15 protein-coding genes are annotated in these 15,126 nt (G+C 73.8%); all 15 read left to right on the top strand.

Annotated elements, in window-relative coordinates:
- Nucleotides 1-9 precede the first annotated feature (9 nt).
- Nucleotides 10-558 carry an orotate phosphoribosyltransferase gene (gene pyrE / locus ACF1AG_RS12785; protein WP_359600237.1) on the top strand — a complete coding sequence of 183 codons (549 nt, stop codon included), beginning with the start codon at nucleotides 10-12 and terminating at the stop codon, nucleotides 556-558.
- Nucleotides 559-710: 152 nt separating this feature from the next.
- A complete protein-coding gene (gene fbaA / locus ACF1AG_RS12780; RefSeq protein ID WP_359600236.1) occupies nucleotides 711-1,742 on the top strand; it encodes a class II fructose-bisphosphate aldolase in 1,032 nt (343 codons plus the stop codon).
- 81 nt (nucleotides 1,743-1,823) lie between these two features.
- Entirely contained in the window at nucleotides 1,824-3,287 is a 1,464-nt protein-coding gene (locus ACF1AG_RS12775) for an MFS transporter (RefSeq protein ID WP_391809730.1), read from the top strand.
- A 17-nt stretch (nucleotides 3,288-3,304) separates the two neighbouring features.
- On the top strand, nucleotides 3,305-3,718 hold the full coding sequence (locus tag ACF1AG_RS12770; RefSeq protein WP_359600233.1) for a DUF3151 domain-containing protein: 414 nt from the start codon (nucleotides 3,305-3,307) through the stop codon (nucleotides 3,716-3,718).
- Nucleotides 3,719-3,883: 165 nt separating this feature from the next.
- Nucleotides 3,884-4,714: a tryptophan 2,3-dioxygenase family protein gene (locus ACF1AG_RS12765; RefSeq protein ID WP_359600232.1), complete on the top strand. Its 831-nt coding sequence runs from the start codon at nucleotides 3,884-3,886 to the stop codon at nucleotides 4,712-4,714.
- On the top strand, nucleotides 4,707-5,909 hold the full coding sequence (kynU, locus tag ACF1AG_RS12760; protein ID WP_391809729.1) for a kynureninase: 1,203 nt from the start codon (nucleotides 4,707-4,709) through the stop codon (nucleotides 5,907-5,909). The genes ACF1AG_RS12765 and kynU overlap by 8 nt, the downstream gene beginning before the upstream one ends.
- 159 nt (nucleotides 5,910-6,068) lie before the next feature.
- On the top strand, nucleotides 6,069-6,938 hold the full coding sequence (locus tag ACF1AG_RS12755; RefSeq protein ID WP_387795873.1) for an alpha/beta hydrolase: 870 nt from the start codon (nucleotides 6,069-6,071) through the stop codon (nucleotides 6,936-6,938).
- 154 nt (nucleotides 6,939-7,092) lie between these two features.
- The gene (locus ACF1AG_RS12750) at nucleotides 7,093-8,109 is read left to right on the top strand and encodes an alpha/beta hydrolase (RefSeq protein ID WP_391809728.1); all 1,017 of its coding nucleotides are present in this window, start codon (nucleotides 7,093-7,095) and stop codon (nucleotides 8,107-8,109) included.
- Entirely contained in the window at nucleotides 8,106-9,293 is a 1,188-nt protein-coding gene (locus tag ACF1AG_RS12745; protein WP_391809727.1) for an acyltransferase, read from the top strand. The genes ACF1AG_RS12750 and ACF1AG_RS12745 overlap by 4 nt, the downstream gene beginning before the upstream one ends.
- The gene (locus ACF1AG_RS12740; protein ID WP_391809726.1) at nucleotides 9,286-10,608 is read left to right on the top strand and encodes a sensor histidine kinase; all 1,323 of its coding nucleotides are present in this window, start codon (nucleotides 9,286-9,288) and stop codon (nucleotides 10,606-10,608) included. Before ACF1AG_RS12745 ends, ACF1AG_RS12740 begins: the two co-directional genes overlap by 8 nt.
- Nucleotides 10,605-11,267, top strand: coding sequence for a response regulator (locus ACF1AG_RS12735; protein WP_391809725.1), 663 nt, complete (start codon nucleotides 10,605-10,607; stop codon nucleotides 11,265-11,267). Before ACF1AG_RS12740 ends, ACF1AG_RS12735 begins: the two co-directional genes overlap by 4 nt.
- A 115-nt stretch (nucleotides 11,268-11,382) precedes the next feature.
- On the top strand, nucleotides 11,383-12,729 hold the full coding sequence (locus tag ACF1AG_RS12730; protein WP_359600224.1) for a histidine kinase: 1,347 nt from the start codon (nucleotides 11,383-11,385) through the stop codon (nucleotides 12,727-12,729).
- Nucleotides 12,726-13,391, top strand: a complete 666-nt coding sequence (locus tag ACF1AG_RS12725) for a response regulator transcription factor (protein WP_359600223.1) — start codon at nucleotides 12,726-12,728, stop codon at nucleotides 13,389-13,391. The genes ACF1AG_RS12730 and ACF1AG_RS12725 overlap by 4 nt, the downstream gene beginning before the upstream one ends.
- Before the next feature lie 25 nt (nucleotides 13,392-13,416).
- The gene (locus tag ACF1AG_RS12720) at nucleotides 13,417-13,851 is read left to right on the top strand and encodes a VOC family protein (RefSeq protein ID WP_359600221.1); all 435 of its coding nucleotides are present in this window, start codon (nucleotides 13,417-13,419) and stop codon (nucleotides 13,849-13,851) included.
- Between the two features lie 54 nt (nucleotides 13,852-13,905).
- Nucleotides 13,906-15,123, top strand: coding sequence for a cytochrome P450 (locus ACF1AG_RS12715; protein WP_359600220.1), 1,218 nt, complete (start codon nucleotides 13,906-13,908; stop codon nucleotides 15,121-15,123).
- Nucleotides 15,124-15,126 lie beyond the last annotated feature (3 nt).

Genomic DNA, 15,126 nt, shown 5'->3' with positions numbered 1-15,126 from the left:
CTGACAGGCATGACGGACACTCGCGGCGCGCTGCTGCAGCAGATCAAGGACAAGGCCGTGGTGCACGGCAAGGTGACCCTCTCCTCCGGTCTGGAGGCCGACTACTACGTCGACCTGCGCCGCGTCACCCTCGACGGCGAGGCCGCCCCGCTGGTCGGTCAGGTGCTGCTGGACCTGACCGAGGAGGTGGAGTTCGACGCGGTCGGCGGGCTCACCATGGGAGCCGACCCCGTGGCCGCCGCCATGCTGCACGCCGCCGCCGCGCGCGGCCGCAGGCTGGACGCGTTCGTCGTGCGCAAGGCCGCCAAGGCGCACGGCCTGCAGCGCCGTGTGGAGGGCCCGGACATCAAGGGCCGCCGCGTCCTGGTCGTGGAGGACACCTCCACCACCGGCGGCTCCCCGCTCACCGCCGTCGAGGCCGTGCGCGAGGCCGGCGCGGAGGTCGTGGCCGTGGCGACGATCGTCGACCGGGCCACCGGCGCCGCCGAGAAGATCCGCGAAGGCGCCGGGGTGCCGTACCTGTTCGCTTTCTCCAAGGACGAACTCGGCCTGGACTGACCGGCCGCCCCGCCTTCCCACAGGGCGGACGGCGGGATGGACGTTCCGGCCGAGTCTGGAAGGATGTGACCGACAACGGCGTCGCATCCAAGGTTCCAGGTCAGGGCCGACAGTACGCAGCACCCCACACCGCACTCTTAAGGAGCGGACAGATGCCCATCGCAACTCCCGAGGTCTACAACGAGATGCTCGACCGGGCGAAGGCAGGCAAGTTCGCCTACCCGGCCATCAACGTCACCTCGTCCCAGACCCTGCACGCGGCTCTGCGCGGCTTCGCCGAGGCGGAGAGCGACGGCATCGTGCAGATCTCCACGGGCGGTGCCGAGTTCCTGGGCGGCCAGCACAACAAGGACATGGTGACCGGCGCCGTCGCGCTCGCCGAGTTCGCGCACATCGTCGCCGAGAAGTACGACGTCAACATCGCCCTGCACACGGACCACTGCCCGAAGGACAAGCTCGACGGGTACGTGCGTCCGCTGCTCTCGGTGTCCGAGGAGCGCGTCAAGGGCGGCCGCAACCCGCTGTTCCAGTCCCACATGTGGGACGGCTCCGCGGAGACCCTCGCGGACAACCTGTCCATCGCGCAGGAGCTGCTGGAGCGCGCCCAGGCCGCCAAGATCATCCTCGAGGTCGAGATCACCCCGACCGGTGGCGAGGAGGACGGCGTCTCCCACGAGATCAACGACTCCCTCTACACGACGGTCGACGACGCGATCCGCACCGCCGAGGCGCTGGGCCTGGGCGACAAGGGCCGCTACCTGCTCGCCGCGTCCTTCGGCAACGTGCACGGCGTGTACAAGCCGGGCAACGTCGTCCTCCGTCCCGAGCTGCTGAAGGAGCTCAACGAGGGCGTCGCCGCCAAGTACGGCAAGCCGGCCGGCGCGCAGCCGTTCGACTTCGTGTTCCACGGCGGCTCGGGCTCCTCCGAGGAGGAGATCCGCACGGCCCTGGAGAACGGCGTCGTCAAGATGAACATCGACACCGACACCCAGTACGCGTTCACGCGTCCGGTCGCGGACCACATGTTCCGCAACTACGACGGCGTCCTGAAGGTCGACGGCGAGGTCGGCAACAAGAAGACCTACGACCCGCGCACCTGGGGCAAGCTGGCCGAGGCGTCGATGGCCGCCCGCGTCCTGGAGGCCTGCAAGCACCTGCGCTCGACGGGCACCCGCATCAAGTAACCCGCGCGCCCGACCCGCACGCACGCACACGAATGAGCCCGGCACCTGCCCAGGTGCCGGGCTCTTCCGTATGCTCCCGGTATGCCCGATGTCCGGCTGGCGTCCCCCCAGGGCAGGTGGATCCTGTTCACCACGGTCCTCGGCTCCGGCATGGCCCTGCTCGACTCGACCGTCGTCAACGTCGCCCTGCCGCGCATCGGCGAGGACCTCGACGCCGACCTCGCCGCGCTCCAGTGGACCGTCAACGCCTACCTGGTCACGCTGGCGGGGCTGATCCTGCTGGGCGGGGCGCTCGGCGACCGGTTCGGGCGGCGCCGGGTCTTCGTCGTCGGCGTGCTCTGGTTCGCCGCCGCCTCCCTGCTGTGCGGGATCGCGCCGAACGAGGGCGTGCTGATCGCGGCCCGGGCCCTCCAGGGCGCGGGCGGGGCGCTGCTCACCCCCGGCTCGCTCGCGCTGATCCAGGCGTCTCTCCATCCCGACGACCGGGGCCGCGCGGTCGGCCTGTGGTCCGGCTTCGGCGGCATCGGGGCGGCCGTGGGGCCGTTCCTCGGCGGCTGGCTGGTGGACGGGCCGGGCTGGCGCTGGGTGTTCCTGATCAACGTGCCGCTCGCCCTGCTCTGCGCGCCCGTGGCGCTGCGCCATGTGCCCGAGTCGTCGGGCGGGCAGGTGAAGGGGCGCTTCGACGTGTTCGGCGCGGCGCTCGGCGCGCTCGCGCTGGTGACGTACGCGCTGATCGGGGCCGGTGACGGGTCGCCGCTGGTCGTGGTGTCCGCGGTGGCGGGACTCGCCGCCGCCGTCGGGTTCGTGCTGGTGGAGAAGCGGCGGCCGGGCCCGATGATGCCGCTGGAGATCTTCGCGTCCCGGCAGTTCTCCGCCGTCAACGGCGTCACCCTGTGCGTGTACGCGGCGTTCGGCGGGTTCTTCTTCCTCGCCGCCCTCCAGCTCCAGGTCGTCGTCGGCTGGTCCGCCCTCGCCGCGGGCACGGCCCTGCTGCCGACGACCGCCCTGATGCTGCTGCTCTCCGCCCGCTCCGGCGAGCTGGCCGACCGCATCGGACCGCGCCTGCCCCTCACCGTCGGCCCGCTGCTGTGCGCCGCCGGGGTGCTGATGATGCTGCGGGTCGGGCCCGGCGCCTCGTACGCCGCCGACGTGCTGCCCGCGCTGCTGGTGCTGGGCCTCGGCATGGTCACCCTGGTCGCGCCGCTCACGGCGACCGTGCTGGCGTCCGTGGACACCGCACGGGCGGGCCTGGCCAGCGGGGTCAACAACGCGGCCGCCCGGGCCGCCGGACTGCTGGCGGTGGCCGCGCTGCCGCTGCTCGCCGGGATGGGCCCGGAGGCGTTCCGGCAGCCGGAGCGGTTCGACGCCGCCTTCGACCGGGCGATGCTGCTGTGCGCGGGCATCCTGGTGATCGGCGCGCTCCTCGCCGCGGCGACCGTGCGCCGTCCCGCGCCGGGCTGCCGTCGCCCCGAGTGCCGTACCCACGGCAGCGTGGCCGTGCCACCGCTGGAGGCGGACCCGCGGCGGGGGAGCAGCATCGCCTGATGTACGAGACTGGACCCATGTCGATTCACGAGAACCTCCTCGGGGGCCCGCCCCCGACCCACCTCCCCGACGACCCCGAGCCGCGCGAGCTGCTGGCGTCCGGCGCCACCGCCGCCGAGGTCGCCGGCCGGTACCCCACCTCCTCGCTGGCCTGGGCGCGGCTCGCCGACGAGGCGTTCGAGCGGGACAGCGTCGTCGAGTCCTACGCGTACGCCCGCACGGGCTACCACCGCGGCCTGGACGCGCTGCGCCGCAACGGCTGGAAGGGCCACGGCCCCGTGCCGTGGGAGCACGAGCCGAACCGCGGCTTCCTGCGTGCCCTGCACGCCCTCGCCCGCGCCGCGCAGACGATCGGCGAGCAGGAGGAGTACGAGCGCTGCAGCCAGTTCCTGAAGGACTCCTCGCCCACGGCGGCCCAGGTCCTGGGCTGAACCGGCCGGAAAACGGAACCTGATCACCGCGAGGCCCGTCTGCCCGGCAGGCGGGCCTTGCGGCGGTGGGGGACGATTGCGCAGGATGCACCGTGGGGACCGGGGCCCCCGTGCCGGTAACGGCAGGGGCGGACCGCTACCCGGAGAACATTTCAGGAGACAGCGATGTCCCACGAGGCTCACGAGCCCGAGACCCCGCATCTCGACTTCCAGGGCACGACGCCTTACGAGGACTACGTCAAGGCCGACGTCCTCACCCACCTCCAGCACACCCTCTCGGACGATCCCGGAGAGATGGTCTTCCTGGTCACCACCCAGGTCATGGAGCTGTGGTTCACCGTGATCGTGCACGAGTGGGAGACCGCGGCGCAGGCGCTGCGCCGGGACGACGTGCCGACCGCGGTCGACGCGCTGCGCCGCTCACGGCGCGAGCTGGAGGCGCTGAACGCCTCCTGGCGGCCGCTGGCCGGGCTCACCCCGGCCCAGTTCAACTCCTACCGGAGCGCCCTCGGCGAGGGCTCCGGCTTCCAGTCGGCGATGTACCGGCGCATGGAGTTCCTGCTCGGTGACAAGTCCGCGTCGATGCTGGTCCCGCACCGGGGAGCGCCGCGGGTGCACGCCGAGCTGGAGAAGGCCCTGCACGAGCCCAGCCTCTACGACGAGGTGCTGCGGTTCCTCGCCCGGCGCGGCCACCCCGTGCCCAAGGACGTGCTGGAGCGCGACGTGTCGCGGAAGTACGAGCCGTCGCGCGAGGTCGAGGAGATCTGGACGGCCGTCTACGCGGGCGACGAGCGGGACGAGGTGGCGCGGCTCGGCGAGGCGCTGACCGACGTCGCCGAACTGGTGTGGCGCTGGCGCAACGACCACCTGGTCGCCACCCGCCGGGCCATGGGAGCCAAGACCGGGACAGGAGGGTCCGCCGGAGTGGCGTGGCTGGAGAAGCGGGCGCAGAAGAGCGTGTTCCCCGAGCTGTGGACGGCGCGGTCCTATGTCTGAGCTGACGGAGAAGGCGGAGAAGCTGGACGCGGGCGACGAACTCGCCGGCAAGCGGGCCGAGTTCGTGCTCGACGGGCCGGAGGGCGCGGTCTACCTGGACGGCAACTCGCTGGGTGCGCTGCCCGTCGCCGTGCCCGGCCGGGTCGCGGACGTGGTCGGCCGCCAGTGGGGCGAGATGCGCATCCGCTCCTGGACCGAGAGCGGCTGGTGGACGGCGCCGGAGCGGATCGGCGACCGGATCGCCCCGCTGGTCGGCGCGGCCCCCGGACAGATCGTGGTGGGCGACTCCACCAGCGTCAACGTGTTCAAGGCGCTGGTCGGCGCGGTGCGGCTGGCCCAGGAGACCGGCCCCGGCCGGGACGAGATCCTGGTCGACGCGACCACGTTCCCGACGGACGGCTACATCGCCGGGTCGGCGGCCCGCATGACCGGCTGCACGCTGCGCCCCGTGGAGCCGTCGGAGGTGCCGGGCGCCCTCGGGGAGCGCACGGCCGCCGTGCTGCTCAACCACGTGGACTACCGCACCGGCCGGCTGCACGACCTGCCGTCGCTCACGGCGGCCGTGCACGCGGCGGGCGCGTACGCCGTCTGGGACCTGTGCCACAGCGCGGGCGCCCTGCCGGTCGGCCTGGACGAGCACGGCGTGGACCTGGCCGTCGGCTGCACCTACAAGTACCTCAACGGCGGCCCCGGTTCGCCCGCGTACCTGTACGTGCGGGCGGACCTCCAGGACCGCTTCGACTCCCCGCTGCCCGGCTGGAACTCGCACGCGGAGCCCTTCGGGATGCGCTCCGAGTACGCGCCCGCCGAAGGCGCGGTGCGCGGGCGGGTCGGCACGCCCGACATCCTCTCCATGCTCGCCCTGGAGGCGGCGCTCGAGGTGTGGGACGGGGTGACGGTCGAGGCGGTCCGTGCCAAGTCCCTCGCGCTGACCGACTTCTTCCTGGAGTGCGTCGGGGAGTACGTCCCCGAGGGCCGCGTGGAGTGCCTCACCCCGCTGCCGCACGGGGAGCGGGGCAGCCAGGTCGCGCTGCGCTGCGCCGACGCCGGGCCCGTGATGCGGCGGCTCATCGAGCGGGGCGTGGTCGGCGACTTCCGCCACCCGGACGTGCTCCGCTTCGGATTCACCCCGCTCTACGTCGGTTTCGCCGACGTGGAGCGGGCCGCGCGGGTGCTCGCCGAGGAGCTGGGCTGACCCGACGGGGCCGGGACGGCGGTGTCCCGGCCCCGTTCCCGCCGGTCAGGGGGGCCTCCTGGTGAGAGGGGCGGGCGAAGTGCTGGTACCGTCCCGCCCGAACGGCCGCGTGCACGCCCGGTCCGGTCGAACCACGTTGTATCGCTGAGAGGTTGGAGCATGACGGACGACGTCGCAGCCGCCCGGGCCGCCGCCGAGAAGAAGTCGGCCCTCTCCCACCCGCCGGCCGACCCGGACGCCACGACGGCCTACGGCGACGACCCCGACCACGTGATCGACTTCTGGACGCCGCGCGGCCGGAGCGGACCCGCGCCGGTGGTCGTCGTCCTGCACGGCGGCGCCTGGCGGGCCCCCTACGACCGGCGGCACATCAGCCCGTTCGCCGCGTTCCTCGCGCACCGCGGCTTCGCCGTCGCCAGCGTCGAGTACCGGCGCGGAGCGGCCGGGAAGGACGGCGGCGACCCCGTGGCCGGGCGCTGGCCCGACACCTTCGACGACATCGCCGCCGCGCTGGACGCCCTGCCCGCGCTGATACGCGAGCACCTCCCGGCGGGCGACCCGCGCCGCATCGTCCTCACCGGCCACTCCGCGGGCGGACACCTCGCCCTGTGGGCCGCCGCCCGGCACGTCCTGCCCGCCGGTTCGCCCTGGCGCACCGACGCCCCGGCACCCCTGCGCGGGGTCGTCGCCCTCGCCCCCATCGCGGACTTCGAGGTCGCCGACAAGCTCGGCGTGTGCGGTGGCGCCACCCGCGAACTCCTCGGCGGGGACGACCACTTCGCCGAGCGCAGGGCCCACGCGGACCCGGCCCTGCTGCTGCCCACCGGTATCGCCACCACCCTCGTCCAGGGCCGCGCCGACGTCGACGTCCCGCACACGGTCGCCGAGTCGTACGCGGACGCGGCGGCGAAGGCCGGCGAGGTCGTCGGGGTGACCCTGCTGCCGGACGTCGGCCACTTCCCGCTCATCGATCCCGCGGCGGACGCCTGCGCGGTCGTGGCGGAGGAGATCGCCCAGCTCGCGTGGTGAGCCCGACTCCCGGCAGGGACAGGCCTCGTCATACCACTAGTACCTGAGAGCTACCCCGCGGATGAGTCCCCCGGTGGGACGCGGGTTACCGACCACGCTCCGTAACTTCCTTTCCTGACAGGCCCGATGGGCCGGCGGACGGGAAGGAAGCGCGATGGAGCAGGGGCACGGGCGGGAGACTCCGGGCACGAGACCGGACGGGCCGGAGGGCACGGCACGCCGCCCGGCGGGCCGGCTGCGGCGCGGTCTGCTCGCCCTGCTCGTCGCCGCCGCCGTGGCCGTGCCCCTCGCCGGGGCCGCGGGCCCCCAGGCTCCCGCGCCGCCGCCCGCCCGGCTCCCGCCCCCGGCCGTCGCCGGACTCGACGCGACCTACGCCGCCCACCGGGCCAATGCCGCCGAGGCGGCCCGCACCGCGGCCGACCACGGGTACCGGGACCGCGCGGCCATCGAACGTGGCCTGGCCGCACGGCAGTTGCTGCACTTCGACGGACGCGGCGCCGGCCTCGTCACCGAGGTCCTCGGCGACCTCGCGCACGCCGACCGCGTCGCCGTCCTGGTCCCCGGGTCCGACACCGGCATCGACACCTACGACCGCTTCCGGGCCACCGCCGTCGCTCTGCACGACCGGCTGACCCGGGAAGCGCCCACCGGAGTGCGCACGGCGGTCGTGGCCTGGCTCGGCTACGAGACGCCCGGCACGGTCAGCCCCTCCGTCACGACGACCGGCCGCGCGGAGGAGGCGGCGCCCGGACTGCGCGCGCTCGTCGAGACCCTGCGGTCGGTCGCCGCCCCCCGCGCCCGCGTCTCCCTGCTCTGCCACTCCTACGGCTCCGTCGTCTGCGCGCGGGCAGCCGCCGGACTCGACGTCGACGACCTGGTCCTCCTCGGCAGCCCCGGCACCGGCGCCGGCACCGCCGCCGACCTGCGCACCCGCGCCCGGGTGTGGGCCGCGCGCGGCGCAGGCGACTGGGTCGGGCACGTCCCGCACCTCGACGCCGCCCTGTTCGGCACCACCGTCGGCTTCGGCACCGACCCCGTGTCCGAGGAGTACGGCGCCCGCGTCTTCGCGGCCGGCGACGGCGGACACAGCGACTACTTCGCCCCCGGCTCCCTCTCCCTGGCCAACCTCACCCGCATCGTCCTCGGCCACACCCAGGAGGTGACCCGATGACCCGCCTCACCGTCGCCGTACGCGGCATCGCCGCCCGCGTCGACGCGGCCACCCCCGCCCACCGCGACCGAGCCGTCGACGCCCTCCGCGCCTTCGCCGTGCTCGGCGTGGTGCTCGGGCACTGGCTGGTCACCGCGCTGGTCGCGGACGACCGCAGCCTGCGCACCGCCAGCCCGCTCCAGCACATGCCCTGGCTGGCCCCGGTGTCCTGGGCCTTCCAGACCCTCGCCGTGTTCTTCCTGGTCGGCGGGCACGTCGCGACCCGCTCGTACGCCTCGGCCCGGGACCGCGGGACGCCGTACCGGCGGTGGCTGCACGCCCGGCTGGCGCGGCTGTTCGGGCCGGTCGTCGCCGTCCTCACCCTGTGGGCGGCCGTGACGCTCGCGCTGCTGCTGTCCGACGCCGAGTACGGGACCGTGCGGACGCTGGTGAAGCTGGCGCTGTCCCCGATGTGGTTCCTGCTGGTCTTCGCCGCCCTCACCGCCGCGACCCCGCTGGTCGCGCGGCTGCATCCGCTGTGGCCGCTCGCCGTCGTCCTCCACGTCGACGTGCTCCGCTTCGGCCTCGGCGCCCCCGACGGACTGGGCTGGCTGAACCTGGCGGCGGGCTGGCTGGTGCCGTACACGCTGGGCGCGGCCTGGACCCGGGGCGAACTGGAGGGCCGCAGGGCCGGGTGGATGCTGCTGGGCGGAGGTGCGGCGGCGACGGCCGCGCTGGTCGCGTGGGCGGGGTATCCGGCCGCGATGGTCGGGGTGCCGGGCGCCGAGGTGTCCAACCTCAACCCGCCGACCCTGGCCGCGGTCACCTTCGGCCTCGCCCAGTGCGGGCTCGCGCTGCTGCTGCGGGACCGGCTGCGCCACGCGATGCGGAGCCCGGTCGCGTGGACGGCGGTGGCGCTGGTCAACCTGTCCGCGATGACGGTCTTCCTGTGGCACCAGACCGCCCTGATGGCCACCACCGCCGCGCTTCTCCCGGCAGGCCCGCTGCCCGGCCTGCACACCGTCCCCGACGGCCTCGGCTGGGTCGCCGCCCGGCTGCCCTGGCTGGCCGCCTTCGTCCTCGCCCTCACGGTGTGCGGGGCGGCGTTCCGCACCTGGGAGCGGGGCGGCGGCCGGCGGCGCGTGCGGCCGTCCAAGGTGGTCCGCGCACACCGGCCCGTGACCGAGAGGACCCCGCATGTCTAGTCTGAACGGCGTGGTGGACACGGGGGCTGAGCACATACGGCGGTGGCTGGGCGTCCTGCGCGACGACCTGCTGACCGCGCGGGTCGACCCCCTGCCGCCGTCGACATGGCTGCGGTGGCTGCCGCACGGGGTCGTGTGGATCGTGGCCATCGTCGTGACGATCGTGGAACTCGTGCAGCTCCACGAGCTGGGTCTGGTCCCCTACGGCATCGTCGTTCCCGTCGCGCTGTGCCACGGGGGCGCGATGGTGCTCGTGCTGTGGCGGCCCGTCCTGGGCTGGTGGACGTCCTTGGCCGCGATGGTGGTGGGCGCGTTCGCGGTGCGCGCCGAGATGGTCGTCGGCGACGGCACCTCGTTCACCTGGCCGTGGAGCTCCGCGGGGCTCGTCGGGCACGTCTTCGTGCTGCTGCTGCTCGCCCTGCGGGTGCCGACCCGCGTGTCCGTGGAGGCGCTGGCGCTGACCGCGCTGGTCACCTGGGTGCTGCAAGGGTGGATCGGCGCGCGGGACTACGGCTCCACCGGTGGGCTCGCGGTCATCCTCAGCGCCGTCGTGGTCGTCCTCGGCATCGCCCTGCGCGGCCGCCGCGAGGCCCGCGCCCAGCTGGAGCAACAGACCACGCTCACCGCCGAGGAACGGGCCCGCCGCACGCTGCTGGAGGAACGCAGCCGCATCGCCCGCGAGTTGCACGACGTGGTGGCCCACCACATGTCGGTCATCTCCATCCAGGCGCAGGTCGCCCCGCACCTCGTGCACAACCCGCCCGACGAGCTCAAGGAGAACCTCGCCGGCATCCGGCAGAACGCCGTCGAGGCGCTCACCGAACTGCGCCGCGTGCTGGACGTGCTGCGCTCCGAACACCCCGCCCCCGGCGAGCGCGCGGACGCCCCGCAGCCCACCCTCGGCCGGCTCGAGGCGCTGGTGGAGAACACCCGCGCCGCCGGACTCACCGTGACCACCGAGGTCACCGGCGAACGCCGGCCGCTGCCGCCCGGCGTGGAGCTGTCCGCGTACCGGATCGTGCAGGAGGCGCTGAGCAACGTGCTGCGGCACGCGCCCGGCGCCACCGCGCACGTCACCCTCGCCTACGGGCCGCGCGCCCTGCGGGTGGAGGTCGTCAACACCGCCCCCGCCCGGGAGGCGCCGCCGTCCGCGGGGGCCCGGCACGGGCTGCTCGGCATGCGGGAGCGGGCGGTCATGCTCGGCGGCACGCTCACCGCCGGCCCCTGGTCCGGACGCGGCTACCGCGTCGAGGCCCGCCTCCCCGTGCCCGCACCCTCCGCCACCGACCCCCTTCCCCAGGACGGCGCCGCATGATCCGCGTACTGATCGCCGACGACCAGCAGATGGTCCGGCAGGGCTTCACCGTGCTGCTGAACACGCAGCCGGACATCGAGGTCATCGGCCAGGCGGTGAACGGGCTCGAGGCCGTCGAGAAGGCCGGTGAACTCCCCCCGGACGTGGTCCTGATGGACATCCGCATGCCCGAACTCGGCGGCATCGAGGCCACCGCCCGCATCACCGCAGCCCACCCCGAGGTGAAGGTGCTGGTGCTGACCACCTTCGACCTCGACGAGTACGTGTACGAGGCGCTGCGCGCGGGCGCCTCCGGCTTCCTGCTCAAGGACGCCTCCGCCGAGCAGCTCGCCGAGGCGGTGCGGGTGGTCGCGGCCGGGGACGCGCTGCTCGCGCCGGGCGTCACCCGCCGGCTGATCGCGGAGTTCTCCCGCCTGGACCCGCGGCCCCGCACACCCCTGCGCCAGAAGGTGGGCGACCTCACGGAGCGGGAGACGGAGGTGCTGGCGCTGATCGCGCAGGGCCTGTCCAACGCGGAGATCGCCGTACGGCTGGTGGTGGCCGAGCAGACCGTGAAGACGCACGTCGGCCGGATCCTGGTGAAGCTTGGCCTGCGCGACCGCACCCAGGCGGCGGTGTTCGCCTACGAGTCGGGGCTGGTGCGGCCCTCCGGTTACTGACCCCGTGCGTACCGTGGCGTAACCCCGCGTGGCCTGCGTAGTACTTCAGACGGACGCCCCGGAACCCCTCTCAGCGGGGACGACCGGGGTCACCCGCTCGGCCTACCGTGTGAGCGTGACCGAGACGACGCACCAGCAGTCCCCGCGCACCGGGGACGGCGACCGCAGCCCCGAGTACCGGCTGGCCCAGGACGCCCTCAAGGGGCTGCGCCAGGACCTGTTCCACGACCCCTTCGCCTACCGCCCGCTGGGGCGCCGTCCCGCGGACGGCCCGCTCCTGCGTCGGCTGCCCGCGCGGATGCGCACGGCCGCGGAGCGCCTCCCGCACGCGGTGGTGGGGGCGATCGCGCTGCTCACCCTGATGATCGGCGCCGTCTCCGGAAGCGAGCCGGGCGGCGACGGGCGGGCCCTGCTGGCCGGACTGCTGTGCGCGGTCCCCGTGGTCGTCACCCTGTCCCGGCCGATCGGCGCGTTCTGGCTGTCCCTCGCGTCGGGCCCGCTGACCGCGCTGCTCAACGGCGACGGGTCCGACTGGCCGTGGATGCCCGGCTCGTTCGTCTCCCACCTCACGGTCCTCGTGGTGGTGGCGCTGCGCACCCGGCCGCGCACCGCCGTGTGGATGTGGGTCGTCACCGCCCTGTACGCCGTGTTCGGGGACATCATGTTCGGCGGGTCGTACTACTACTCCAACGGCGCCCCGATGCTGATCCTGTCGGCGTTCGCCCTGCTCCTGGTCTGCCTGTGGCACGTCCGGCACACCGCGCAGCAGGAGGTCACCGCCCAGCAGACGGTCACCGCGCAGGAGCGGTCCCGGCGCACCCTGCTGGAGGAGCGCACCACCATCGCCCGGGAACTGCACGACGTGGTGGCCCACCACATGTCGGTGGTCGCCATTCAGGCCGAGGCCGCGCCGTACCGGGTGGAGAACCCGCCGGAGGAACTGGAGCGCGCCTTCGCCACCATCCGGGAGAACGCCGTCGCCGCCCTCACCGAGCTGCGCCGCATCCTCGGCGTGGTCCGCGCCGAGGACTACGAGGCCCCCGACGCCCCGCAGCCCACCCTCGCCGATCTGGACGCCCTCCTGGTGAACGTGCGGGACGCCGGGCTGACCGTGGAGAAGGTGGTGACCGGCGCGGTGCGGGAGCTGCCGCAGGGGGTGGAGCTGTCGGCGTACCGGATCGTGCAGGAGGCGCTGAGCAACAGCCTGCGGCACGCCCCCGGCGCCAACGCCCGCGTGGAGATCGGGTACGTTCTCGGCGGCCTCGGGGTGCGGGTCGTCAACGGTCCGATGCCCGAGCCGAGCCTGGTGAAGCCCTCACCCGGAGCCGGTCACGGCATTACCGGCATGCGGGAGCGGGTCGCCATGCTGGACGGCGAGATGACCGCCGGCCCCACCGGGGACGGCGGCTACGAGGTCGCGGTGTTCCTGCCGGTCACCGCGGTGAACGAGGGTGACGCATGACCATTCGCGTGCTGATCGCGGACGACCAGATGATGGTGCGCGAGGGCTTCTCGGTGCTGCTCAACGCGATGCCGGACATCGAGGTCGCCGGCGAGGCCGTCAACGGCCGTCAGGCGGTCGACAAGGTCCGCGAACTCGCCCCCGACGTCGTCCTGATGGACATCCGCATGCCGGAGCTCAACGGCATCGAGGCGACCCGCGAGATCGTCGCCGCGGACGGCGCGGCCAAGGTGCTGGTGCTGACCACCTTCGACCTGGACGAGTACGTCTACCAGGCGCTGCGCGCGGGCGCCTCCGGCTTCCTCCTCAAGGACGCCTCCGCCCGCCAGCTGGCCGACGGTGTCCGGGTCGTCGCGGCCGGGGAGGCGCTGCTCGCCCCGTCGGTCACCCGGCGGCTGATCACCGAGTTCTCCAAGCTGTCCGACGCGCCCCGGCTGATGCCGTCCGCGCAGGCCGCGTACGGGGACCTCACCGAGCGGGAGACGGAGGTGCTGGTGCTGATCGCGCAGGGCCTGTCGAACGCGGAGATCGCCGGGCGGCTGGTGGTCGCCGAGTCGACGATCAAGACGCACGTCAGCCGCATCCTGGTGAAGCTGGGCCTGCGCGACCGCACCCAGGCGGCCGTCTTCGCCTACGAGGCGCGTCTCGTCACGCCGGGCTGACCCTGCGCGGCCTAGGCTGAGACGCATGGAACAGCGCATCACCCTGATCACGCTGGGGGTCACCGGCCTCGCCCGCTCGAAGGCCTTCTACGAGGCCCTGGGCTGGCGCGGCCAGGAGGTCCAGGAAACGGTGTTCTTCCAGGCGGGCGGGCTCGGACTGGTGCTGTGGAGCCGGGAGAAGCTGGCCCGGGACTCCGGCCTCGCCCCCGGCACGCCGGGTGGGTTCGGCGGCATCGTCCTCGCGCACAACGTCCGCTCCGACGCCGAGGTCGACGAGCTGCTCGCGGCGGCCGACCTGGCCGGGGGCACGGTCACCAAACGGGCCGTGTTCAACGAGATCGGCTTCTACTCGGGCGCCTTCACCGACCCCGACGGCCACGCCTGGGAGGTCGCCCACAACCCCGGTCTCCCGCTCGCCGAGGACGGCACGGTCACCCTCCCCGACTTCGGCGCCGCCTGACGGACCACCCGGCACCCCTGGTCAGAGGGCGGGGCGGCGGTCTACCGTCCGTCCATGGCAGCTCCTTCCGACCTCGCATTCGACCCGTGGGACCCCGCGTTCGTCGCCGACCCGTACCCCGCCTACGCCGAGCTGCGGGAGCGGGGCCGGGTGCGGTACTTCGAGCCGACCGGCCAGTGGCTTGTCGCCCACCACGCGGACGTCTCGGCGCTGCTGCGCGACCGGCGCCTGGGACGCACCTACCTGCACCGGTTCAGCCACGAGGAGTTCGGCCGCACCCCGCCCCCGCCGGAGCACGAGCCGTTCCACACGCTCAACGACCACGGCATGCTCGACCTCGAACCGCCGGACCACACCCGCATCCGCCGCCTGGTGTCGAAGGCGTTCACCCCGCGCACGGTCGAGCGCCTGCGGCCTTACGTGCGCACGCTCGCGGACGAGCTGGTGGCGGGGCTCGTCGAGGCGGGCGGCGGCGACCTGCTGCGGGACGTCGCCGAGCCGCTGCCGGTCGCGGTGATCGCGGAGATGCTGGGCATCCCGGAGTCCGACCGCGCGCCGCTGCGGCCCTGGTCGGCGGACATCTGCGGCATGTACGAGCTGAACCCGTCGGAGGAGGCGGCGGCGAAGGCGGTCCGTGCGTCGGTCGAGTTCTCCGACTACCTGCGCGACCTGATCGCCGAGCGCCGCAAGAGCCCGGGTGACGACCTGATCTCCGGCCTGATCGCCGCCCACGACGAGGGCGACCGGCTCACCGAGCAGGAGATGATCTCCACCTGCGTCCTGCTGCTCAACGCGGGCCACGAGGCGACCGTGAACTCCACGGTCAACGGCTGGTGGGCGCTCTTCCGCCACCCCGAGCAGCTCGCCGCCCTGCGCGCCGACCACTCCCTCGTCCCCACCGCCGTCGAGGAGCTGATGCGCTACGACACCCCGCTCCAGCTCTTCGAACGCTGGGTGCTGGACGAGATCGAGATCGACGGCCAGGTGATCCCGCGCGGCGCGGAGATCGCGATGCTGTTCGGCTCCGCCAACCACGACCCGGCCGTCTTCGCCGACCCGTCCCGCCTGGACCTCACCCGCCGCGACAACCCGCACATCTCCTTCAGCGCCGGAATCCACTACTGCATCGGCGCCCCCCTGGCCCGCATCGAACTGGCCGCCTCGATGACAGCCCTCCTGGAACGCGCCCCCACCCTCCGCCTGTCGTCGGACCCGGTCCGCAAGCCGAACTTCGTGATCCGGGGGCTGGAAGGGCTGGAGGTCGAGGTGTGACCC

Origin of the sequence: Streptomyces sp. NPDC014764 (assembly GCF_043082785.1) — a bacterium.
Taxonomy (GTDB): Bacteria; Actinomycetota; Actinomycetes; order Streptomycetales; family Streptomycetaceae; genus Streptomyces; species Streptomyces althioticus.
Note: the sequence above shows the minus strand (reverse complement) of the source record. Positions and strands in the feature narration are given on the sequence as shown.